This window comes from Nitrospira sp., assembly GCA_029194675.1.
GTDB lineage: Bacteria > Nitrospirota > Nitrospiria > Nitrospirales > Nitrospiraceae > Nitrospira_D.
Genome location: JARFXP010000001.1, coordinates 517,259 through 539,974, shown reverse-complemented (window position 1 = coordinate 539,974; position 22,716 = coordinate 517,259). Strand labels below are relative to the sequence as shown.

General features: G+C 50.3%; 17 protein-coding genes and 1 pseudogene. 14 read left to right on the top strand and 4 right to left on the bottom strand.

The genetic code is table 11. From position 1 onward, the window contains the following. Window positions 1-17: 17 nt before the first annotated feature. Window positions 18-1,001 carry a glycosyltransferase family A protein gene (locus tag P0120_02590; protein ID MDF0673219.1) on the top strand — a complete coding sequence of 328 codons (984 nt, stop codon included), beginning with the start codon at window positions 18-20 and terminating at the stop codon, window positions 999-1,001. 819 nt (window positions 1,002-1,820) lie between these two features. Further along, entirely contained in the window at window positions 1,821-2,522 is a 702-nt protein-coding gene (locus tag P0120_02585) for a hypothetical protein (protein ID MDF0673218.1), read from the top strand. A gap of 143 nt (window positions 2,523-2,665) precedes the next feature. Here P0120_02585 and P0120_02580 read toward each other — a convergent pair. Then, window positions 2,666-2,797, bottom strand: a pseudogene (locus P0120_02580) (IS3 family transposase). Between the two features lie 96 nt (window positions 2,798-2,893). On the opposite strand from P0120_02580, the gene P0120_02575 reads away from it, so the two are divergent. The 4 genes from P0120_02575 to asnB all read left to right on the top strand — a co-directional run bounded on the left by P0120_02575 (window position 2,894) and on the right by asnB (window position 8,664). Continuing rightward, window positions 2,894-3,766: a glycosyltransferase family 2 protein gene (locus P0120_02575; GenBank protein MDF0673217.1), complete on the top strand. Its 873-nt coding sequence runs from the start codon at window positions 2,894-2,896 to the stop codon at window positions 3,764-3,766. Window positions 3,767-4,119: 353 nt separating this feature from the next. After that, complete coding sequence (locus P0120_02570) at window positions 4,120-5,439, top strand: hypothetical protein (protein ID MDF0673216.1); 1,320 nt, start codon at window positions 4,120-4,122, stop codon at window positions 5,437-5,439. Between the two features lie 38 nt (window positions 5,440-5,477). Then, window positions 5,478-6,422, top strand: coding sequence for a glycosyltransferase family 2 protein (locus P0120_02565; GenBank protein MDF0673215.1), 945 nt, complete (start codon window positions 5,478-5,480; stop codon window positions 6,420-6,422). Between the two features lie 349 nt (window positions 6,423-6,771). Then, on the top strand, window positions 6,772-8,664 hold the full coding sequence (gene asnB / locus P0120_02560; protein MDF0673214.1) for an asparagine synthase (glutamine-hydrolyzing): 1,893 nt from the start codon (window positions 6,772-6,774) through the stop codon (window positions 8,662-8,664). Between the two features lie 145 nt (window positions 8,665-8,809). Here the strand turns inward: asnB and P0120_02555 are convergent, their stop codons facing one another. After that, window positions 8,810-10,141 (bottom strand): hypothetical protein, encoded by a 1,332-nt coding sequence (locus P0120_02555; GenBank protein ID MDF0673213.1) that lies wholly within the window; start codon window positions 10,139-10,141, stop codon window positions 8,810-8,812. 146 nt (window positions 10,142-10,287) lie between these two features. Between P0120_02555 and P0120_02550 the strand changes: the two genes are divergently transcribed. Further along, the gene (locus tag P0120_02550; GenBank protein ID MDF0673212.1) at window positions 10,288-11,271 is read left to right on the top strand and encodes an FkbM family methyltransferase; all 984 of its coding nucleotides are present in this window, start codon (window positions 10,288-10,290) and stop codon (window positions 11,269-11,271) included. A gap of 222 nt (window positions 11,272-11,493) precedes the next feature. On the opposite strand, the gene P0120_02545 is transcribed toward P0120_02550, so the two are convergent. Further along, window positions 11,494-12,543, bottom strand: coding sequence for a hypothetical protein (locus P0120_02545; protein MDF0673211.1), 1,050 nt, complete (start codon window positions 12,541-12,543; stop codon window positions 11,494-11,496). Between the two features lie 833 nt (window positions 12,544-13,376). On the opposite strand from P0120_02545, the gene P0120_02540 reads away from it, so the two are divergent. The 7 genes from P0120_02540 to prsR all read left to right on the top strand — a co-directional run bounded on the left by P0120_02540 (window position 13,377) and on the right by prsR (window position 20,834). After that, window positions 13,377-14,339: a hypothetical protein gene (locus P0120_02540; GenBank protein MDF0673210.1), complete on the top strand. Its 963-nt coding sequence runs from the start codon at window positions 13,377-13,379 to the stop codon at window positions 14,337-14,339. Between the two features lie 176 nt (window positions 14,340-14,515). Then, entirely contained in the window at window positions 14,516-15,019 is a 504-nt protein-coding gene (locus tag P0120_02535) for a hypothetical protein (GenBank protein ID MDF0673209.1), read from the top strand. 28 nt (window positions 15,020-15,047) lie between these two features. Continuing rightward, on the top strand, window positions 15,048-16,049 hold the full coding sequence (locus P0120_02530) for a Gfo/Idh/MocA family oxidoreductase (protein ID MDF0673208.1): 1,002 nt from the start codon (window positions 15,048-15,050) through the stop codon (window positions 16,047-16,049). Window positions 16,050-16,076: 27 nt separating this feature from the next. Further along, entirely contained in the window at window positions 16,077-17,201 is a 1,125-nt protein-coding gene (locus tag P0120_02525; GenBank protein MDF0673207.1) for a sugar transferase, read from the top strand. Window positions 17,202-17,247: 46 nt separating this feature from the next. Further along, window positions 17,248-18,216 (top strand): exosortase/archaeosortase family protein, encoded by a 969-nt coding sequence (locus tag P0120_02520; GenBank protein ID MDF0673206.1) that lies wholly within the window; start codon window positions 17,248-17,250, stop codon window positions 18,214-18,216. 77 nt (window positions 18,217-18,293) lie between these two features. Further along, a complete protein-coding gene (locus P0120_02515) occupies window positions 18,294-19,349 on the top strand; it encodes a GNAT family N-acetyltransferase (protein MDF0673205.1) in 1,056 nt (351 codons plus the stop codon). A 90-nt stretch (window positions 19,350-19,439) separates the two neighbouring features. Continuing rightward, window positions 19,440-20,834 carry a PEP-CTERM-box response regulator transcription factor gene (gene prsR, locus P0120_02510; GenBank protein MDF0673204.1) on the top strand — a complete coding sequence of 465 codons (1,395 nt, stop codon included), beginning with the start codon at window positions 19,440-19,442 and terminating at the stop codon, window positions 20,832-20,834. A gap of 658 nt (window positions 20,835-21,492) precedes the next feature. On the opposite strand, the gene P0120_02505 is transcribed toward prsR, so the two are convergent. Then, window positions 21,493-22,200: a fibronectin type III domain-containing protein gene (locus tag P0120_02505; protein MDF0673203.1), complete on the bottom strand. Its 708-nt coding sequence runs from the start codon at window positions 22,198-22,200 to the stop codon at window positions 21,493-21,495. Between the last annotated feature and the right edge of the window lie 516 nt (window positions 22,201-22,716).

Below are 22,716 nucleotides of genomic sequence, written 5' to 3'. Positions count from 1 at the left end.
CATACCAGGAGACGGCGGTGAAGACGATATTGCAACGAGGCAGAGAGGCAATCGATATCATTAGAAAGGATGGATGTAGTGCTTTTTTTGAAAGGTTGGAGATGTTTGTTGACTATCGAATGCACAAGATATCGAAAGCGATGCAGCAAATACAATGTCGGTACAAACAACAGGAAGAATGGCCGACTGAGAAGCCACTGATATCCGTTATTATCCCCTGCTACAACTACGGAATATTCATCAAAGGAGCGATTGAGTCCGTTCTCGCCCAAACGTTCCAACGCTTTGAAATACTTGTGATCAATGATGGATCAACGGATGATTTGACGACGGATATATTACAAAACCTTCGTTATGAAAAGACGACGATTATTCATCAGGCAAATCAAGGACTGGCACAGACCAGGAATAATGGGGCAGCCTTGGCTGCCGGAAAATATATCTGTTACCTAGATCCTGATGATTTTTTTGATTCCACCTATTTAGAAAAGACTTTGCCTCTTCTTGAAACCGATGAAAGTTTAGGAAGTTGCTATAGTTGGGTGCGGTGTTTTGGCGATTTTGAATCTATATGGGAAACGGATGACCTAGATCCATTTCTCCTAAGACAGCGCTGTATAGCGCCTTCACAAAGTGTCATTAGAACGGAAGCCTGGAGAAAAGTAAAAGAACGGAATGGATCGGGATTCTTAAGCAGATATAATGGGTATTTTGAAGATTGGGTATTCTGGATCGATATGGTTCAGTGCGGTTATCGAGGGCAAGTGATAAGAGAGCCACTCATTCGTTACCGTGTTCATAAGACCTCACTCGGAGCAACACACAAGCCAGGAAGGAAGAAGATGTTACCGGTTCTTCATGACGATCGAAGAGAATTCTTCTTCGATCGATCATACCAAAAACAATTGGAACAGGTTCTCAATAAAAGGATATATATTGAGAACAATCGCATTAACCTCTCTTCCTCAAGCTTTTCTAGGTCAGGGAACATCCTTTCGTGACTGGGCCTTCCTGGTACCTTGGGCCCCTCCAGTGATGCTTGAGTGGTAGGCCGAATATTGTTCCGCCCCGTGATGACGTCTCGTTCTCTTCAGCGCCGTGCTCCCTAGTTCGCCAGCCTTTGCTGGCCTTTGTGAAACGAATACTAATTCGTACACCTATCTAATTTCCGCGACTCTCAATCGCCGTATCTCTTTCCTTCAGCGGTAGTAACGGTTCAGTAATGCCGACCTTCTGACACGGTTCAAGTATCGCTAGCCCGTGGCTGTTCTGCAGCTCGATCTCCGAAGGTGTTGAGTGAGCAGGTCGAGCGTATACCGTTTTTTTCAGGATGGTATGGAACTCCAACAATTGAGGTTGAGGCAAAGTCGACCTTTCACAGCTTGCCAAATTCGCGTAGGCCGTTCTTAAAGTGCAATTAAATTGCCATGATAACTCCAACCGTTAGTTTCATTGTCCCGTGTTACAAGTTGGCGCATCTCTTACCCGAATGTATCAACACGATCCTTTCTCAAAGTTATGGCGATTTCGAGGTGCTTATCATGGACGATTGTTCCCCTGATAATACGACGGAAGTCGCTCAATCGTTCCATGATAGACGGGTAAAGCACGTGCGTAATAATCAGAACTTGGGACACCTTCGCAATTACAACAAGGGAATCAATTTGGCCCGAGGAAAATACGTGTGGCTCATTTCTGCAGATGATTACCTACGAGCATCCTATGTTTTAGAAAGATACGTTGATCTTTTGGATAGAAACCCGAGGATTGGATATACGTTCTGTGCTGGATTCGGTGTGCAAAATGGAATGGAGTCTCAAGTGATCGGTCGCTATCCCGTCCGCGAGGACCGAGACCATGTTATCCCCGGCCATGTGATGCTCAAAAAGCTTCTTCGATCAAACTTCGTGCTCGCCGCTTCGGGGTTGGTCCGTCGCGAGTGCTACGATAAGCTGAGTGTTTTTCCGTTGAATATGCCGTGGGCCGGTGATTGGTATTTATGGTGTCTCTTCGCACTGTATTATGACGTTGGCTATTTCGCGGAGCCCATGGTCTGTTATCGCGACCATTCACTGAGCATGACGACCAAGCTAACGCACGAAAGTCTTGAAGCCTGCGCCGTCGAGGATGTTGCGATTCCTTGGATCATGAGAAAGAAAGCTCAGGAATCCGGATACGCATACTTAGCAAAGGAGATTCTTCCTGCCATCGCTCACACCTATGCTCGAGTCATCGCGTCAGAACGGTATCGCGAATCGGCTGTTATGACCTTTCAGAAATTCGAGGATGTCCTTTGCCGAAATATCACGGATGAAACAGAACGCAACTTGGTTCGGGCACTCACTTACGCCGACATTGGCAATGAATTCTACTTTGCAGGATGTGCGGTTTTGGCCAAAGAATCCTATAAAGCAGCGCTCAGAATTGATCCTTTGATGGCATTGGTCCACATTAAATATATTCTTCTTTCTCTCGGGAAAGCGGGAGGCTACCTAAGAAGAATATCATCATCGTTCCGTTGACTTGAAGTGCTGCTAATGACCTCTCCCCAGAAAACGACGGCAAGTCAGAACTAGGATCAGGACTCATTAATTGAGGTTGAAGACGACAGTAGCGGCGATACAGCATCTTCAGATCTGGTGCTGCCGGATGGTGGTATTGATCTGCCACATACGTCAGCGGCCTGGGTCAGCAGTTGTGGCTTCCAGTCCGTGATCTGGGTGGGATGCACACGGAACTGTTCGGCCAATTTCGCCAACGTCTTGTCGCCTTTGACGGCAGCCAACGCCACCTGCACCTTGAAGGTGGCTTTGGTGAAGCTAGACTACCACTTTGCATACTGTCCGAATTTCCGGAGCCCCTTCTGGGGTACGCATTGAGGGAATTATCGCCAATGTGCCTCGACTATAAATATGTAATAATTACCCCTATTCGTGATGAAGAAGCTTTTATAGAAAAGACGATAAAAGCCGTTACCTCTCAGACAATCCTTCCTGTGGAGTGGATCATTGTAAATGATGGGTCTACCGACCTCACCAGACATATAGTCGATAACTATGTTGACCAGTATTCGTGGATTCATGCTGTGCATAGAGAGAATCGAGGGTTTCGCAGTGCTGGAGGAGGAGTCATAGAAGCTTTTTACGCGGGCTATGCCACATTGAAGGAGAAGGAGTGGAATTATATTGTAAAACTTGACGGTGATCTGTCTTTTGATGCCGATTATTTCGAGAAGATCTTCAACTATTTCCAGCAATCTCAGGATCTTGGAGTCGGGGGAGGATCAATTTATAACCTGGTAAATGGTGCGCAAGTTATGGAAAAGCATCCTCTCTTTCATGTTCGAGGGGCAACGAAAATTTATAAGAGAGAATGCTGGGATGCTATTGGAGGCCTGTTAGTTGCCCCTGGGTGGGATACCCTCGATGAGGTCAAAGCAAATATGCTGGGCTGGAAATCGCGAACCTTCCAAGATCTCAAAGTTATCCATTATCGGCATACAGGTGCTGCCGATGGGCAATGGCGATCTTACGTCAAATATGGAAGAGCAAATTACATTACAGGCTATCATCCATTGTTCCTAGTCCTGAAGTGCTTGCGACGAGTTTTACATAAGCCCATTCTTCTAGGTGCCATAGGGATCTTTTATGGCTATGTTTCGGCATACCTCAAGGGATTGCCTCGAGTGGATGACAGGGCATTAATCGCGTACCTCAGACGACAGCAACTCAATAAAATATTAATGCGAGAGACGATTTGGGAATAGTGCTATTACTTGAGATCGGCCACAAGTAGAGCATGAAAACTATAGGAATCTTAACTCGTGTAGAATCTTCGGGGCTTCGGAGAATGCTTGACGCCCTGGGTGAAGTTTTCGGCGTTCGCTTTGAGGAGCGCACGTTTGGGGACTCCACTGGGATTGACGCATGGTTTCTCCCCGAAGCGGATCGAGAGATTTATCGTCACATTACCAATTGCGACTGTCCAAGCTATTCAATTGTGCGAAGTAGCCTACGAGTCCCGTGTGGGGGATCATCCACCATCGAATTCTCCCGGAACCCGATGCTTCCGAGCGTTCTAGCCGGGAGGCGGATCAATGCGAATGAAGCAGTTAGCCTGATGGCTTTGCCTCAATTGGTAGACAACATGGAAGTTCTCGCCTCAAAAGGAAGTGCCCCGATCTGGGTGATGCAGGAAATAGCAGGGCGACAGCATCACTATGTAGCTGCATCGGTTCCCGAGTTGAACGAAGGTGAGGCACTATTTCAGTTCTTCCATGGCAACCAATTCTTGTCCTTGTTGCCCCTTGTGATGTTTTTGCGTAGCTTGACCGAAGATCACCGTTGGGAACAGCCACCCGCACAGGCGTGTTTCATGCTTGACGATCCAAACTTGCACTGGCGAACCTATGGCTTCGTTGATTTCGCCAAAGTTGCGAGACACGCGCAAACGCATGGCTACCACGTAAGCTTCGCAACCATTCCACTGGATACGTGGTTTGTCCACAAGCCCACAGCTTTGTTATTTCGGAAGTACCGCGATCAATTATCATTGCTGATCCATGGGAATAACCATATCGCACAGGAATTGGCCAGGCCCTACATGGATGAAGGGATGAGAAGGAATTTACAGCAAGCGCTCAGCCGAATTGACAAATTTGAGCGCCGTTATGGCGTGGAAGTTTCAAGAGTGATGGCTCCTCCACACGGAGCATGCAGTGAGAGAGCTCTTGACCAAATGGCACATTTGGGATTCGAAGCTGCCTGCATTTCAACCGGTTCACTGTACCACTATAACGAAAAATCCCCCTGGCTCCGAACTCTCGGTATGAAGCCTTCCGAGATAGTTGCTGGGCTGGTGGTGTTCCCTAGGTTTCGAATCTCCACGACTTGTCACAATAGCATACTCATAGCTGCCTTACTGAATCATCCAATTATTCCTGTAGGCCATCACCATGATATTGCGGAGGGCCTTCAACTTTTTGCAGATCTGTCGAGATTCATCAATTCACTGGGAACGGTTCATTGGGCCGACATGAAGAGGATCTCCAGATCGCATTATGCCCGAAGGCTGGAAGGAAATATTCTTCGGATAAAGATGTTCACGAGACGTATTGATGTTTGCATTCCCGAAGGGATAAATCAGATATTGGTGGAACGTCCGTCGTGGCAACAGGCCGAATCTATGCCTCTTGTATGGAGAGGCATGAATGATGGTTCAGAATGGAGGCATCAACTTCCGGATGAACCCATTCCTGTGCTATCTGGGGGACAAATCGAAATTGCATCCGGTCCGACGGCATCCCCTCTGTTTAACGCAAAAAAAGGTAAACACTTTCATTTCTGGCCTGTGATGCGAAGACAACTTACAGAGGCAAGAGACAGGCTGGCACCTGTGATAAGGCGAGTACGACTTTTCAATGAGGCCGAACGGAACTAAACCGTAAGATTTTAATGACAGATACGATTTGAGATAGTATGGACCTCTCAATAATTATCATAAACTGGAATTCAGCGGAGCATGTCAGGAAATGCCTCTATTCGTTGACTAAATATGCCCATGGGCTAGATCTTGAAATCATCGTTATTGACAATGGTTCGTTTGATTCTTGCCAGCGAATAATTCTCAATGAATTCCCCAAGGTGCGTTTCTTCCAAAGCGGAGATAACCTTGGTTTTGCAAAAGCCAACAATTTGGGATTCGAAAAATCAACAGGCGAGTATCTGCTCTTTCTGAATCCTGATACTGAAATCATTGATGATGCTATCCGAGGTATGGCATCTCTTATTAAGGGTCTACCGAGTGCTGGAGTCTTGGGATGCAGATTGCTCAATTCTGATGGATCGACTCAAACAAGCTGCGTCCAACCATTTCCTACCATATTAAATCAGGTGTTCGACTCTGAAATGGTCAACCGATGGTTTCCCGTTCTTACTACACGACGAATAAGATACTCGGATAAGGATCCAGCAAGAGTGCAGGTCATTTCGGGAGCATGTATGATGATCAAGAGGAAAGTGTTTGAAGAGGTGGGAAGATTCAGCCCCGAGTATTTCATGTACACCGAGGATCTAGACCTATGCTTTAAAGTGCGTGAGGCCGGATATTCAAATTATTACACTGGTGCCTTTTCAGTTATTCATCACGGTGGGGGGAGTTCAAGTCAGCGAAAGGAAAATTCGTACGCAAATATCCAGATGCGGGAGTCCATATTCAAATTCCTGAAGAAAACGAGAGGTCAACGTTATGCCGACGTATACAAAAAGGCGATGTTGGTAAGTGGTGTCATGAGATTTGGTTTGTTATCGTTGGCGTATGTTGTCTCCCTGTTGACAGGGACGAAATCAGAATGCAGATCCTCGCTTATTAAATGGAAGTGCATAATTCGTTGGACGCTCGGAATTGAAAAATGGGCGAATTGAGCTAGCCCTAGCTTTATGGACTCTGGGTTAAGAGCCACTGCTCCGTCACTCGAACTCCAGGAGGTAGAGATACGCCAGACTTCGATCCAGTCGCTGGAGATTGTAGACTCCCTCGAAACGCAAAGGTCGGCTCTCACTTCTCGCAGGGGCTGACTTGTGTGGCGATGGACAAATTCATACTTCAAGTTGCTGAAGAAGCGCGCCGCGGCGGCATTGTCATAGCAGTTACCCCTCCGGCCCATCTCGCACCTCCTCGGGACTATTGAGGGCCATTTGAGGTGTCCGTCAACCTGGGACCAGTGCACGGTAACCCTTTGTATGCAAAGGTCCGTTTAAGGAACTCCTGGCCATGTGTGGTATTTGTGGGAAAATGCTTCTCATAGAGGAATCGTCAGTGGATTCGTCGCTTATCGAAAGAATGAGTTCGGCCATGATTTATCGAGGCCCCGACGATTGGGGAGTATATACTTCTCGAAAAATAGGTCTTGGTCACAGGCGACTTTCTATCATTGATCTTCAGACGGGCAAGCAACCGCTGTCCAATGAGGATGACACTGTTTGGGTGGTCTTCAATGGAGAGATTTATAACTTTCGCGAGCTCAGGAATGACTTAGTAAGACGGGGGCATACTTTCAAGACCCATACTGATACAGAAGTGATCGTCCACCTTTATGAAGACTATGGCGAAGCGTTTGTGTCAAAACTCCGTGGTATGTTTGCGATCGCTCTATGGGACGAAACGAGTGAGACGTTAATTCTTGCGAGAGACAGGGTAGGGATAAAACCGCTTTATTATTTCATGAATGATGATTGCCTTTTATTCGGATCAGAAATTAAATCCCTTCTCGCGGACAATGTGGTCCCTAGAGAAATCGATCTCAAGGGACTAAGGCTGCTATTGGCGTATCACTACATTCCTGGTGAGGGCACTCTCCTGAAAGGGATAAAGAAGCTCCTTCCGGGTCATTATCTTACTGCGAGAGATGGTAAATGCGTTGATAAAGCATATTGGGACCTTTCATTCTCATCGCCCCAAAGTAACATCACGATGAATGAGGCTGAGGAAAGACTCGTCGAAATCATACAGCAATCCGTGCGTGATCATATGATCAGTGATGTGCCGGTCGGATTTCTCCTCAGTGGTGGTGTTGATTCTACCGCATTGCTTAGCTTTGCTGTAGAAGAGACTGACAGAAAAGTAAGTACGTTTACTCTCGGATTTGAAGGAGAAAGCTTTGCCGATGAAAGATATTATGCGCGAATTGCCGCGAATAGGTTTGGCACGGAGCATTATGACCTTTCTATAACGGCGAATGATTTCAGAGAATTCCTTCCAGGCTACGTTAGACATATGGAAGAGCCGATCTGCGAGCCCCCCGGCATCGCCTTATATTATGTTTCAAAATTGGCTAAGGACCACGTTAAGGTGCTGATTTCAGGGGAGGGTGGGGATGAGGCGTTTGCAGGATATCAGAATTATCGCAACCTTGTGTGGCTGGAAAAGATAAAAAAAGTAGCAGGTTTTTTAAGACACGGCTGCGGACAGATCGCTTCGTACCTAACACAAAGTGAAGCTTTGGAAAGGTTCGATAAGTATAGTCGGCTCATGACAATGGAATTTGAAGAATACTATTATGGCAGAACTTCAAACCCATTCTCATTATTCAACAAGAACGCAAATAACCTCTATGGTCCCCAGTTGAGAGATTCGAATGCCGGTGACGGCGAATTCGATAAATATCGAAAAGCGTTATTCCCCAACATCAAAAATCTGCATCTCTTGAACCAAATGCTCTACATCGATACAAAAACCTGGTTGCCGGACGACTTGCTCGTCAAAGCGGACAAGATGACGATGGCAAACTCAATTGAGTTGCGTGTTCCCCTCCTGGATCATATTGTTCTGGAATATGCTGCATCGCTGCCGCCTGAATTCAAACTTAAAGGATCTACCACAAAATATATCCTCAAAAAGGCCTTTGAAGGACGGATACCGCACGAGATCCTCCATCGCAAGAAGACGGGATTTCCGGTGCCGTATGAGCATTGGTTGGCAAATGACCTTAAAGAATACGTCCATGATCTCCTCTGCGACGAAAGGACCCTAAACAGAGGATATTTTCAGCGCAAGGCAATTGGTAGGCTGCTTGAACCGAACAGCGGAAGACAGACAAACTCGAAGGAAATATTTCTATTGGTGGTGCTTGAACTATGGCATCGATGCTTCATCGACCAATCCTAGCTAATCGTGTGCTTGTGTAGTCGAGACCTTATAGTTCCAGGACATATTTCAGGTTGTGGCGAAGTTGTGACGTGTGCACACTAAACATCATTGTTCGGCGTGTCGTTCTCACTCTCTCAAAATCGCCGTTATGCCCTACGGATTCCTAAATCACCTGCTGCTGACAAGTAGTATGGCCGACCCTATATTCATATACCGTCTCCGTCCCTGTCTGGACAAGGACCGCACTCGCACCGATGATGAGGTACCAAAAGAGAATCATTTGATCAAAATAAGACACTGAAAAGAAAGATACAACATGACCCAGTACGGTACAGCCCATGGACCAGATAAAAAATCGCTCCGGAAAGGAAAATTGCGTTTCATCATGAACCGCCGAACCGGTGGCCTTAAAACATTTGACGATTAGCCAGATAAATAAAACCAACGCGAGAAGGCCGCCGTTCACCCCTTGAGCGACATAGTGGTTCACGATGTCCACCATATCAGGATTGCCTGTAATACCGCTCGGCAACCAGTGTCTTGTGTAAGCTGTCCCACTGAGCCACCACTCGTCAAAATGAACGACGGCTGCATTAATCAAGGCCGAGCGATACCATCCTCCTCCTCCGAGTAGATCACTGATACGCGCTATCACGAACCATACCGGATCCTTCATATAGATATGCAATGCCACGAAGAAAATCGCGATTCCCCACCGGATGGCTCTCACATGAGCCCTGAAGTGCCAACAGGTCAATCCGACGATGCATGCAAGAAAAGCCAGGAAAGGTCCACTCGATGATGAGGCAAAAATGATGACTGTAGCTGCCACAATCGCTCCTGTTGCAAGTGCACGATTGCGGGTACTGCAAACCATCAACCCCACAAAAAGAGGTAAGGCGGTCGCACCAAAAGTTCCTGCGAGGATGGAATGTTTGAACGGGCCCTGACAGCGGATACGTCCATTACGAATCTCTGAGAGTATGGGCACTCCGCCCAAGTATGAAAAATAGTTTGTCCCGGTTATATGCTCTATTATGAAAAGGAAGGCGAGGGGGATAATCATGATTCCGAGCATCTTTACGTTATGCATAACGTCATCTAAGTCGCGTAGTAAAGCTCGTACGATCAGGTAAATCCCGAGTCCATCGTAAACAGTACCAAGGCAACCGGTCAGATTTATAGTTTCGCTATTAAAAATGACAGAAATAAAACTGCTGGCCGTAAGCCAAGCGATGAAAACCTTATCGATCGGATTCAGTTTTATATCGAATATTTCCTTCCTGACAACGATCCTAAGCATACCGAAAGATATTAGGATCCTGATGATGTTGAAATGGAGCCCCGAGATGAGCAGGGCCTGCGCCAGTGACATATAGCAACCAGCTATTAGCATGGGAACAAATGCGTGTCGTCGCGGCAATGCAAACCAGAGAAAACCCATGCTCAACGTGATAAAAAGGCTGATGCCGGTTATGGTGCTTTCTTGTTCCATGTCACTAAAGAAGTCTACTCCATGCGTTCCTAGACCTTAGCGCTTTTCTTTATGTAATAATATTTTGGCAGTCAGAATAGACACTTCTTGATTGTGTAAGCCGATTAATCAGATATCCGAATCCTTCATGCCGAAAAGTGACAAGCATGGTCTATAAAAATTCTATTGTAAAGGACACGCTTCAGTCCTTTCCACCGTTCCTAAGGACGGTTATGAGGTTTCTTATCATTCGTCCACTAAGAGCATGTATTCGCTTCGGGCCGTGGTCTCTGGGGAAAGTGTTTCTCTACAACTCGGTTGCTGATCATCTGTGGTGGCTTGAAGGCAAGGTGTCTGGGACCACAGTATTTGGGAGCACGCTGGAAGTTGATGCGAGCGACATCATCGGGAAGCACATTTACTATCTCGGTGTCTGGGAGCCGATCTTGACGCGTTGGATTGAGCGTCGTTTGCGTCCCGGTGACTTATTTATAGATGTAGGAGCCAATATCGGCTATTTCAGCCTCCTGGCATCAAAACTGGTGGGAGTTTCAGGGAAAGTGGTGGCGATTGAGGCTCTGCCTCAGACCTACCGAAATCTCGAGCGCAATCTTAAGCGGAACGGCGTGTACAATGTGTGTACGGTAAATATGGCCGCCTGGGATAAATCAGAGAAACTAAAGATTTTTTCTCGTCAAGGCAGACCCTCCGGCGCTACAACCCTCATGTTTGAATGGGCTAACCAGTGGCAATTGAGGGAGCAACTGGAAATCGAAGCCAGGCCATTGGCAGTCATTTTGACACCGGAAGAAATCAAAACGGCCCGGTTGATAAAAATAGATGTCGAGGGTGCCGAATCGCGCATCATTTCTGAAATGACATCATGGCTTGCACAGACGGATGAGAAATTGGAAATCGTCATAGAGATATCGAGGAGCATGATGGCGGGCCAAGGGAAGACCCTCGAAGACATCCTGTCCGTTTTCGCAGTGTTTGGCTTTCAAGGCTATCGAATCCGGAACGATTATTTGGCATCCACTTGTATTCTACGAAACATGCAGAGTCCGCCTCAACGGATAACCCAATGGCCTGATGAGCCGGTGGATCAAATCGACCTAATCTTATCGCGGGTGGATGCCGATTCGTTATGATCGATGCTGAGTGAAATGGGAAATTCCCATCTCAATTCGCAGTAGGCAGTTGTCCCATTAAAGTGCCAGTTGGCCGATCTTGGCGTAAAGAGTCTTAAGGCCTGGCGTGTCCGACGCCGACGTCGTCCTGCCAATATGGCACGCGACTTGCCGAAGTTATTGTTGCGTCCCGTCGGTGATCGGGGCGGGATGAATATGAGATTGCGCACCCGCTCTATGTGCTCACTGCACCTTCAAGTTAGTGGGCGCGACAGGCGCCTGTGTGCCGGAGGTGGAGCCAACAAAATAGTTGGCTCCCATGTCCTGTCCGTCATTGCCTGCTTTCGATCCGAGAGAGCTTCCAGCTAATTGATAACCCGCCCATGTCGTGGGCGGGTTGCCGCCAACGAAGGTCGGAGTACCAGAGACGATGTTGGTTCCAGTTGGGGCAATACTGCTTTGTGCATCCACAAGGTTGTAGCGCACGATGCAGTTCGCGCCACAGCCTGGCTGATCCCCCGAGGCAATCAGGTCACTATTCACGAGGACATTGTTTTGTATGATCCATCCAGAATTGGGGGAATTCCCCGCTTTGGACCCGTAGGCCACAATCGTGTTACGGAATGTATTGTGAGCAAGCGTCATGCCCACGACGCCCCCGAGCTGGATATTCTGAGCCACTGTAGCTGGCGGGCCAAACACGTTGTTGGTGATTGTTTCGGAGGATCCTCCGTCGTAGAAGCCGATATTGATGGTGTTGCCAGTGAAGTAGTTGCCGTTGATGCTTGTCGAGCCTTGCCCGTATCCCTGTATGGCATCGACGTGCGCAGAACAACTACCTTGCACCATTCCGGTGAAGACATTTCCAGGGCCTATCATTACGCTCTTCGCACCAATCTGAATACCATCGGAGCACCCGCCAGGGCCAAAGGTATTGTTCGTGACGGTCACGCCGGATGGCGTGGGCCCTGGTGCGCCTGCTCCCCAGGTTATCGTGAGCCGCCCTTCATACCCCGTCGAGTTGTACGCTCCGAACGTATTGTGGTCGATGAGAATGTTATTGTTGTTGAAGTTGGTGGTCACAATCACAAGCTGACTCGTGCCAAATGCACTATTTTTGATCGTGATGTTTTTCGTGGAGCTGTTCGAAATCGTGGCACCGCCACTGCTAAAGTTAATACTGTCAAACGTCACGCCATTGGCCCCATTCTGCGCTGTTAACCCCATCGAGGCGCCCTGGGCTGTGACAGATTGAACAATCACGGGTGGACTTTTGGTAAACGATCCCAGCATCACCGTCCCATAGTTCCCGGAATTCAAGCAGATCGTTGACCCTGCGGCTGCCGATGAAATGGCCGATGCGAGGGCTGCACCAGGGCTGAGGGTTTGAGTACATGCCGCATTGGCCAGTTCAGACGTTCCCAAAAGAATTGCACAGACAATGAATATCTTAATACAGTAGCGTTTCATAGTTTTACCCCTGTCGTTGTGCTAAACAGATCCTATGTTTGAGAAGCCATGTTGCATAGCTGGATGGTAGATAACCCAGTGAAGATTTCTCTGACTGGCTTAGCACCATAACATCTTCCCTTGCAGATACGCAAAACAGATGCCTGTTTTCAATGGAGCATTTAAGATTGCTACCTGCGTTATTAACCTAATGAAAGATAATGTGGTTTCTTAACGGTAGGCAATATATAGCGCTGGTTGAAGGTGATACCATGATCGTTCAATCGTGTAGGGAGACACCTACAATAAAGGGACAGGGAATGGTTCAACGGGTCATAAGTCACCACAATTGAGACACGCCATATTAGCTCAAGGGCGTTGTTTTGACGACATTCGTTGGTATCGTTGTGAAGCTTGGAAGCTGACCTGGTGATGGCTGGTCATATGTCGGGTGGTTCTAGTCGTCAGCATTCCTCATGTACGAATCGACGGCGGCTCAGAACGTCTTCTGTAGCTGTCTATGAAAGGGGCTCCTCATAAGCGGAATAAGCGGACTGATCAAGAAGCATAGGCATATGAATGGTTTGGGCTCCACGTTTCAGAGGGACAAAGCGAGGGGGCGTGCGGTTCGCCATAGTGGACCTGTGGGAAGAAAACGAAGTAAGACCACATCGCGTATGACGAACATATACTATTTTCTGAAGCCGGCTATCCCCTGGGCCATTAGAATACGAGTACGTCGCCTGATTGCGAATCGTTTAGGGAGGCAGTTCAGTGATTCCTGGCCTATTTTGCCGTCTGCAGCTCGGCCGCCGGAGGGCTGGCCCGGGTGGCCGAACGGGAAGAAGTTTGCATTTGTGATCACGCATGATGTCGAAGGTGCGCGGGGATTAGCACGGTGCCGGAAGCTGGCAGAGCTCGACCAGGCCTTGGGCATCCGCGCGTCTTTCAATTTCGTTCCAGAGGGCGAGTACCGTGTGCCGGACTCGCTTCGAGCGGACCTTGAACGGGAGGGCTTTGAAATCGGTGTCCATGATCTGTCTCACGATGGGTCGCTGTATCGCTCGTCGCGGCACTTTGAAAAGCAAGCTCAGAGAATCAATCACTATCTTAAAGTGTGGGGAGCATCAGGTTTCCGGTCTGGCTACATGTTCCATAACCTCGATTGGCTTCACGCGCTCGATCTGCTCTACGATACCTCGACATTTGATACCGATCCATTCGAGCCGCAACCGGATGGAGTCGGGACGATTTTCCCGTTCTGGGTTCAGCGCAACGGCTCGAAGGGCTACGTCGAACTCCCTTATACGCTTCCGCAGGATTCCACGTTGTTCGTGCTCTTGAAGGAAACGACGATCGACCTGTGGACGAAGAAGCTTGATTGGGTGGCTTCGCATGGTGGGATGGTTTTGGCGGTCGTCCATCCGGACTACATTTCTTTTAATGGAAAACCGAGCTCCTCGGAATATCAGGTCGATCTGTATGAACGTCTTCTCAAGTACGTTATCACCCGCTATGGCGATGCCTGTTGGTATGCCCTTCCACGAGAGGTGGCAGCATTTGCCGCGCAGATTAAGCCGCGACTAGTTCACGGTACGCTCACTTTCGATCGCAGGCCCGACGACGAGAGCGTCACATAATTTCTCTGCTGAGTGTCCCCTACCAGGCATTGCCGACCATGCGACCGATGCATCGACGCTCCCTCTCGTTCATTGTCTTATGAGCTGATCTTCGCACTATTGTGATCGCTAGGAAACTAGTCGCCCAAGGGCCTTACTCTAGGGAGGGATCATCCCTTCCGTTTCACAACCTGCTCATGCATTTAGCAATTCGGTGGCGGGATATACGCTCTTACTTGCTTGGCCTGACCAAGAGCAAGAAATCTACTTCTTCCGCAAACGTCTATTCTGAAACGGCATATCGCGACCTCGTCCAGCGAGAATCCAAGCGTTCTGAGCGATCGGGCCATCTGTGCCGGATCTTGCTCGTCTACCGCACCAACGCACAAGGACGAGTCGTGCCTTTCGGATCCGAGCTTGCCGAGAAGACTCTCTCGGTATTGTCCAGCAGTTGCCGTGACACCGATTACATCGGGTGGTATCGACAAGGCCGGATCGTGGGGGTCTTGATGACGGCTCTACGACCGGATTCTTCCAGAGATGGGTACGACAATCTGAGGACCCGTTTGATAGACCGTTTACACGGTGTCCCGAATTTCACGGATGACCACTCTCTTCAGATACGTGTGCTGGAGCAGAGTGATCTCGCAGTATTCAATGCAGCCGACCATTCTGCTCCGTCTCCTCGTTCCACAGACTAGTCCTATAACCTCTTTCAAGGAGTGAATCATGCTAAGACTCGGTGTGATCGGGTATGGCTATTGGGGGCCCAACGTAGTGAGGAATTTTCTCGCACATCACGACTGCAAAGTCGTCACGATCTGCGACAAGTCGCCCGCGGCATTGACTCGTGTGATGGCGGCGTATCCCGGCATCGGTGTGACGACTGAGCCGGAAGCGGTTCTTTTCGCCACGGACATTGATGCTGTGGCGATCATCACGCCGGTGTCGTACCACTACGAACTCGCCAAGAAAGCGCTTGAGAACGGAAAGCATGTGTTCGTGGAGAAACCCTTTACCGCAACCTCTGCCGAAGCCGAGGAGCTGATCGAGCTCGCGGAGCGCCGGGGGCTCCAGATCATGGTGGACCATACCTTCCTCTTTACCGGAGCCGTCCGCAAGATCAAGCAACTCATCGATGACGGCACGTTGGGCCGCCTCTACTACTATGATTCGACACGCGTGAATCTAGGGCTCTTTCAGCACGACGTGAACGTGCTCTGGGATCTCGCGCCGCATGACTTGGCTATTATGGATTATCTGATCGGGGTCGAGCCCGAGTTGGTTGTGGCGACCGGCGGAGCCCACGTGAACAATCTCGAAAATATCGCCTACCTCACCGTGTATTTCCCCGACAATGTCCTGGCGCACATCAACGTCAATTGGCTCTCACCCGTGAAAGTGCGCACGACGCTGGTCGGTGGACAAAAGCGTATGCTGGTCTGGAACGACCTCGATCTGGCGGAAAAACTCCGCATCTACGACAAGGGCGCGGACGTGAAGAATGAATCGGGAATGCATGCGGCATTGGTCAGCTACAGGACCGGCGATATGTATGCACCGAAAATAGAAGAGACCGAGGCGTTGAAGGTGGAAACACGCTATTTCTTGGACTGCGTCACAAACGGGACGAAACCGATCAACGATGGGCTGGCGGGCCTCCGAGTCGTGCGCATACTTGAGGCGGCCGAACAGTCGCTCAACCAACACAAGGATATTGTATTGGCCTAGGCTTCGTGGCCAGGACAGAGAGGAAAGATGATGGGGACCGCCACATACGCGGACATCGACATGATGAGACAACTTTCGATGCTGCTCGACGAGCAGCTCTTCAAACAGGCGGTGACGCAGGAACGAAAGCGGGCAGACCGTTCCGGCTCATCCATGGCCATGTTGTTAGTCAGCCTTCCGAACAGGTCAGGCGAGCAGGGGATGACTGATGGGGCTGTCGTGGCGACTGCCTTGTCGGCGGTCGCATCGGAACTCGATATCCTGGGGTGGTTTGAACCGCCGTGTGTCATGGGTCTCATCGTGCCCGAGATCGATCCCGCCGATCTGACCGCAACCTGCGATCGGCTCGAAAGGGCAGTCCGGAGCGCGATCGCGATTCATGGCGATGAAGAGATTGCGCAACATCTCTCGATAAGAATGCGTGTATATCCAGAGCAGAGTGCCTCAAACGAGAGGCCGGCGTCCTCAATTGATCCACTGCTGTATCCGGAACTCTCGGTGAATAGGCCGGTCCTTCAAAATTTTCAGATCTTCAAGCGAAGCATGGATGTTGTGCTCAGCGCCTTGTTGTTGGTTCTGCTTTTGCCGGCGTTTGCCCTCATTGCCGTCCTTGTCAAGCTTTCCTCGCCCGGGCCGGTCCTGTTCAGGCAGATGCGGGTCGGGTATATGATGAAACCCTTTGCAATGGGCAAGTTCCGTACGATGTATGCGACGGCAGATCACCATGTTCACCATGACTATGTGAGCTGGTTCATCACAGCCAGCGACCAGGCGCAGTCGCAAGAGAAGCCGGCTGTCTTCAAACTCACGAACGATGACAGGATCACTCCCATCGGCCGGTTTCTCCGGAGAACGAGTCTCGATGAGCTGCCCCAATTGTGGAATGTGCTGGTCGGCGACATGTCTTTGGTAGGGCCACGGCCGCCGCTCCCGTATGAATTGGAACAATACAAACCGTGGCACCGAGGTCGCGTGTTGGAGGCCAAGCCTGGCATGACCGGTCTTTGGCAAGTGGTCGGTCGAAGTCGGACCACCTTCGACGAGATGGTACGTCTCGACTTACGGTACGCCAGGACTATGTCCCTGAGGTCCGACATCAAGATCCTACTGGCGACACCAGCCGCGATGATTACCGGAAAGGGGGCATGCTGAGGGGCGGATATCTCCGTGTGGATTAGGTAGGGGTGCAAGGAATCGCATGCAAACGCTCGTGAGGGGGCCGCATTCGGACAAAAGCGGAACCGGTTTGGATGAAGCGGCTTCGTCGGTAGGCCGCACCGGTCTTGGGCTGGTGAACCACGCCCTGCCGTGGCGACCTGGTCGGCGGAACGTCCTTGTTCTTCTATTGTTCGTCGGTGTGTGTGCGTGGTTTTGGGCGCCGCTCGTGAAGCTCGTCGCTCTTGCCTTGGGAAATGAGCATTTTTCCCACGTGTTGTTGATCCCGGCGCTGACTTGCTATCTGCTGTTCTTGAGCCGAACCGTCATACTGACTTCCCACGCATGGAGTCCGATGGTCGGCGCGTTGGTCATGACCGGTGCTGCGGTCTGCTACCGGCTTGCCGATGGACAAGAGGAGACACCGGATCGATTAGCTGTGCTGATTTTAGCCTTTGTCGTGATGTGCTGGGGCCTGTTTCTCTTCAGTTTTGGGGCTGAGTGCTTTCGAACGAACTTGTTTTCGCTGGTGATGCTCCTCTTCATGGTTCCGTTCCCAACTGTTCTTCTGGATGCGGTTATCGGCTTCTTGCAGCATGGCTCGGCGGAAGCAACCGATGTCCTGTTCTCTATACTCGGCGTTCCTGTCTTTCGAGAGGGGTTTGTGTTCAGCCTGTCGGACTTCACGATTTATATAGCAGAAGAATGCAGCGGCATCCGATCTGCTCTCGCGTTATTCATTACCAGTCTCGCGGCTGGCCATCTGATTCTCCGATCGACTTGGGGGAAAATGGGACTTGTGTCGATCGTTATTCCGTTGACGATCGTGAAGAACGCCGTGCGGATCGTCGGATTGTCACTGCTCGCGAATTATGTCGACCCCAGCTTCATTACGGACAGCGCTCTCCACCGGAATGGCGGCATTCCCTTCTTTGTCCTTTCGCTCGCGGTGCTCTTTTCCGTTGTCTGGCTGCTACGCAAGATAGAACAGCGGTTCGGGTATGCCTCATGATGGGTCTTGTGCTCAAGCCTGATCAGCATACCGAGGCCACATGCTTTGGGCCAGCTTCGATCGCGCGAGAGGATGCGATGGGCTTGGCACAGGATGGTGTTTGGACGATAAACCCTCTTCGAGATGATCGGTGGTCCGAATTTGTCGATAGACATCCGAACTCGTCCGTCTTCCATACGATCGGCTGGCTGAGTGCGTTGCGCACTACCTATGGGTATGAGCCGGTCGCTTTTACGACCTCTGCGCCATCTGAGAAGCTGACGAACGCTCTCCTGTTTTGCATCGTGCGAAGTCTGGTGACGCGCGACCGGCTGGTTTCGCTGCCCTTCACGGACCACTGCGAACCGCTTGTCGAAAACAGCGAGCAACTCGGAGCGCTCTGTACTCATCTCGCAACAGTCCGAGGAACAAATCGATGGAAGTATACAGAAATGCGAACCAGCGGCGCCTTCCTCGGCGTCGAGGAGGGCCTTAGAGAATGTCAAGTCTATCGATGGCATCGACTCGACCTTCGGCCCAGCCTTGATGCGTTATATGAGGGATTCCATAAAAATTGTATTAGACGGAGAATCCGTCACGCGGAACGCCAAGCACTGAGGTATGAGGAGGGCCGAAGCGAACCCCTGGTGCGGTCATTCTATGATCTCATCGTGCTGTCGAGATTGCGTAAGCATCTTCCGCCGCAGCCGTTCGAATGGTTCCTGAATCTCGTTGCCTGTATGGGAAAAGATGTTTGTATTCGTGTTGCGTTCAAGGGAAACCAACCCGTCGCAGGAATCTTGACCATGAATCATCGCAAGAAGATGTATTACAAGTACGGCGGCTCCGATGCCCGGTATAACAATCTGGGGGCGACCCCGATGCTTTTCTGGCAGGCCATCCAAGCAGCGAAAGCGGCAGGGATGGAAGAGCTCGATTTGGGTCGGTCGGAACTCGATCACCGAGGACTGATCAGGTTCAAGGAACGTTGGGGAGCACACAGTAGGCGGCTCACTCTGTGGCGCGGTCCTGCCGGTGAGGTGTCTCCCCACTTGGAACGTCTGAAGGTGCATCTAGGGAAAACCATTTGTGCCTGCATTCCTAACAGAATGCTGGTTTCGGTGGGTCGGCTTATGTATCGGCATGTCGGCTGACCGACGTGGCCCAGCGTGGAATTAGAGGATGTGATCTCTTCGAGGGCAGTGAACAAGCTCTCGACAGATTGTGGAGCAGAGCGCTAAGCCATGACAACCTATCCTATCTTACTCCTTGTCGGCGATGATGCCGATCTTCGCAACAAAATCAAATGGGCGCTCGCGCCGGATTACGAGATCCTTGAGGCATCGGATCGCGCGGTTGCACTATCACAGATTCGCCAGGCCATGCCGTCGCTGGTAATGCTGGATTGGGGGCTGCCCCCCCAGGCAGACGAGGTCTCCGAACGGTTGGTAATTCTGCAGGAGACCCTTCGACTGAATCCTGGGGCGAAGGTGATCGTTGTCATAGGCAACAGCGATCGAGCGAAAGCCTTTGTCGCTATGGAAAGTGGCGCGTATGACATTCTTGAGAAGCCGGTACAGCTCGATGTATTGAAGGTGGTGTTGCAGCGGGCGACGTACCTCTTTAACTTGGAGCGGGAGAGTCGAGCCATTCAGGACAGGACCGTCGGCATTGGAATTGACGGTCTTGTGGGGAACAGCAAGCCTATGCAAGACGTGTTCGGCATGATTCGCCGCGTCGGACCGTCCGACGTGCCGGTCCTCATCACCGGCGAGAGCGGGACGGGGAAAGAACTCGTGGCTCGTGCGATTCACCGACTGAGCGGGCGGAAAGAGGCGCCCTTTATCACCATCAACTGCGCAGCGATCCCAGAGACACTATTGGAGAGCGAGCTGTTCGGGTATGAGAAGGGAGCATTTACCGGGGCCGTCCAGCAACGAAAAGGCCGAATCGAATCCGCGCAAGCCGGCACACTTTTCCTGGATGAAATCGGAGATGTTCCGCTCAGCCTGCAGGTCAAGTTGTTGCGGTTTTTGCAAGATCATGAGGTCCATCGGTTGGGAGGAAAGGATGGGGTCTCCGTCAATGTCAGGATTCTTGCTGCGACGAATGTTGATCTGCAAGAAGCTATCAACAGTGGTCGATTCAGGGAAGATTTGTTTTATCGGCTTTGTGTGGTGGCTCTTTCCGTACCTAGCCTGAAGGCACGGGGGTCTGATATTACTCTCCTCGCGAAAACGTTCTTGATGAAGTTTGCGGAAGAACAACAAAAAGTGCTGAGAGGGTTTACACCACAAGCTATCGAAACGTTGCTGGCGCACAATTGGCCTGGCAATGTCCGAGAATTGGAAAATAGGGTCAAACGGGCGGTTGTGATGGCGGAAGGGAAATACGTCAGCCCCGAGAATTTGGAATTGAAAAATCTCCCCCTCATTGACAGTGGTTCCACGACACTCCGAGGCGCCCGTGACCTTCGGGAAAAGGAGCTGGTGCAGTTGGTACTGGAAAAAGCCAATGGCAATCTATCCAAAGCAGCTGTTGACTTGGGGATCAGCCGTCCCACCCTCTACCAGTTGCTCTCTCGGTATGGGTTAAGAGCATCAAAATTTGCCGATAAATTAGAAGAAAGAGGTGCATAAAGTAACCCCTGGTGTGCAAATTTATTTTACAACGTATGTATTTCATGAACCATTGAAAACATTGAAATAAATTTTCATTTCTACGTTGTTGAGAAAAGTAATGTAATGTTTTTTTACAACCTGTGCTTTGTGAATGAAGAAGCCTACAGACAGCCGCAATACTTTCAGTCGCTTATGATGAACATTCAGCTAGCACAAGTTATGCGTAAGCTAAGGCTACAGTGCGAGGATATCGGTGTGTAACTGGGAGGATGGCAATGATGAAGAAAGAGGGTAGGTCGATTCACTCTATTCTCTTGGGAGCCGTCCTAATTATTCTCGGCTTCTCAGGGAATCTTGCGATGGCCCAAACGACCAGTAGCATCAGCATTACAAGTCAAAGCATTAGCGTTACTACTGACAGCACCAACCTTGCTCGACGTAGACCTATACCTGGACCTACACCCATACCTAGCCCTTGCCTAAGGTGCAAGGCCGTTCCTGAACCAGCATCCTTGATCCTGCTGGGCGCTGGGTTAGCTGGGCTTGGAATTTGGAAGCGGACTTCACGGAAAAACTAACCAGACTTTGTCCATAAAGCAAACGGAGTAGAAGGGTCATCTCCCGGTCGGGAGATGACCCTTTGTTTTTAGGGCTGATGTTGATATAGCTAGGTGGGTCATTGGATGGTTTTGCTGGCCTGGGTAGAGAGGGGGCTCTCGCCAGCACTGTTATAGGCCGAGACGGCGAAATAGTACATGCGGCCCACGGTCAAACTGTTCACAGTGTAGGATGTGACGGCGCCTACGTTAATGGATTGGAGTTGGTTGGATATCGTGCCGAACCAGACTTTATAGCCGCTGACCGGTGTGCTGGTGACCGCATTCCATGTGAGGGTCGCCGAGGACGTGGTTGATGGCGGTGGCGTGGTGGACGTGAGAGAGGGGGATAGATACAACGTCACCGGGACTGTCTTCGTGTACCAGGTGCCCACCTTGATCGTGATGGTGGCGTTATAGGTGCCCGCCATTTTGAGCCCACTTGTATTGACACCCACCGTGAGCGTCGCTTTTGTTGTCATGGATGTTGGTGCATTCAACACCGTCAGCCAGGTCGCATTGTCTGAGGTCGTGAGCGTAACTGTACTAGTGCGGGTCCGGGAGACGGATATCGTCTGGTTGGCTGGGTTTGTTCCGTTTTGCACCGCATTATAGGTCAGCGATGTCGGGCTAACAGTCGTTTGCGCCAAGCCCTCAGGAGCGAGGCTCAGGCAGAGGAACGCCGTGATTCCAAGCATCTGCCAGAACCGAGGTGTGGACGTAGGCGTACGATGAGACCGAGCCGTTTGGGTGATGTGTGTCGGTAAGAAGTGTCGCATCAGTGTCATGGCCTTTCTTCGATGATGGACGTTTCACTATGGATGTTCGTCTGTCACAGCCCCTGGACAAGTCGCAGGTCACCTCAGTTGAGATGGCTTGATGGACCACCAACCCTCTGCAGCGGAATGAGGCATCACAGGATTCTGTGTGTGATGGGCTGTGAAAAAGTTCAGTTCCTCGCACGGTTCAATTCTCTTGTCGCAGGAGAAGGGCTCCTGGATCACGTAGTCTCCTTCAGGCAAAAGATGTGTACTCTTAAGATTCAACCGGAGGCGTTACCATCGTGATCTCGTTCGAGCAAATGCTCTCAGAGTCGTTGACCGCGCGGATCGCAAAAAAATATGGTGTGTTGGGTTCAAGCCCGGTGATCGTGACGGGTGGACCCTCGACGGGTTGGCTTTCCCCGCGAGAACATGAAGTTGGTTCTTCTGGGCTTGACTCTTCCGAGCTAGATTCTTCTGAGCTTGGTTCTTCTGAACTTGACTCCTTTGACCGTAGTTCTTCTGGTGAACGTTTTCCATAGT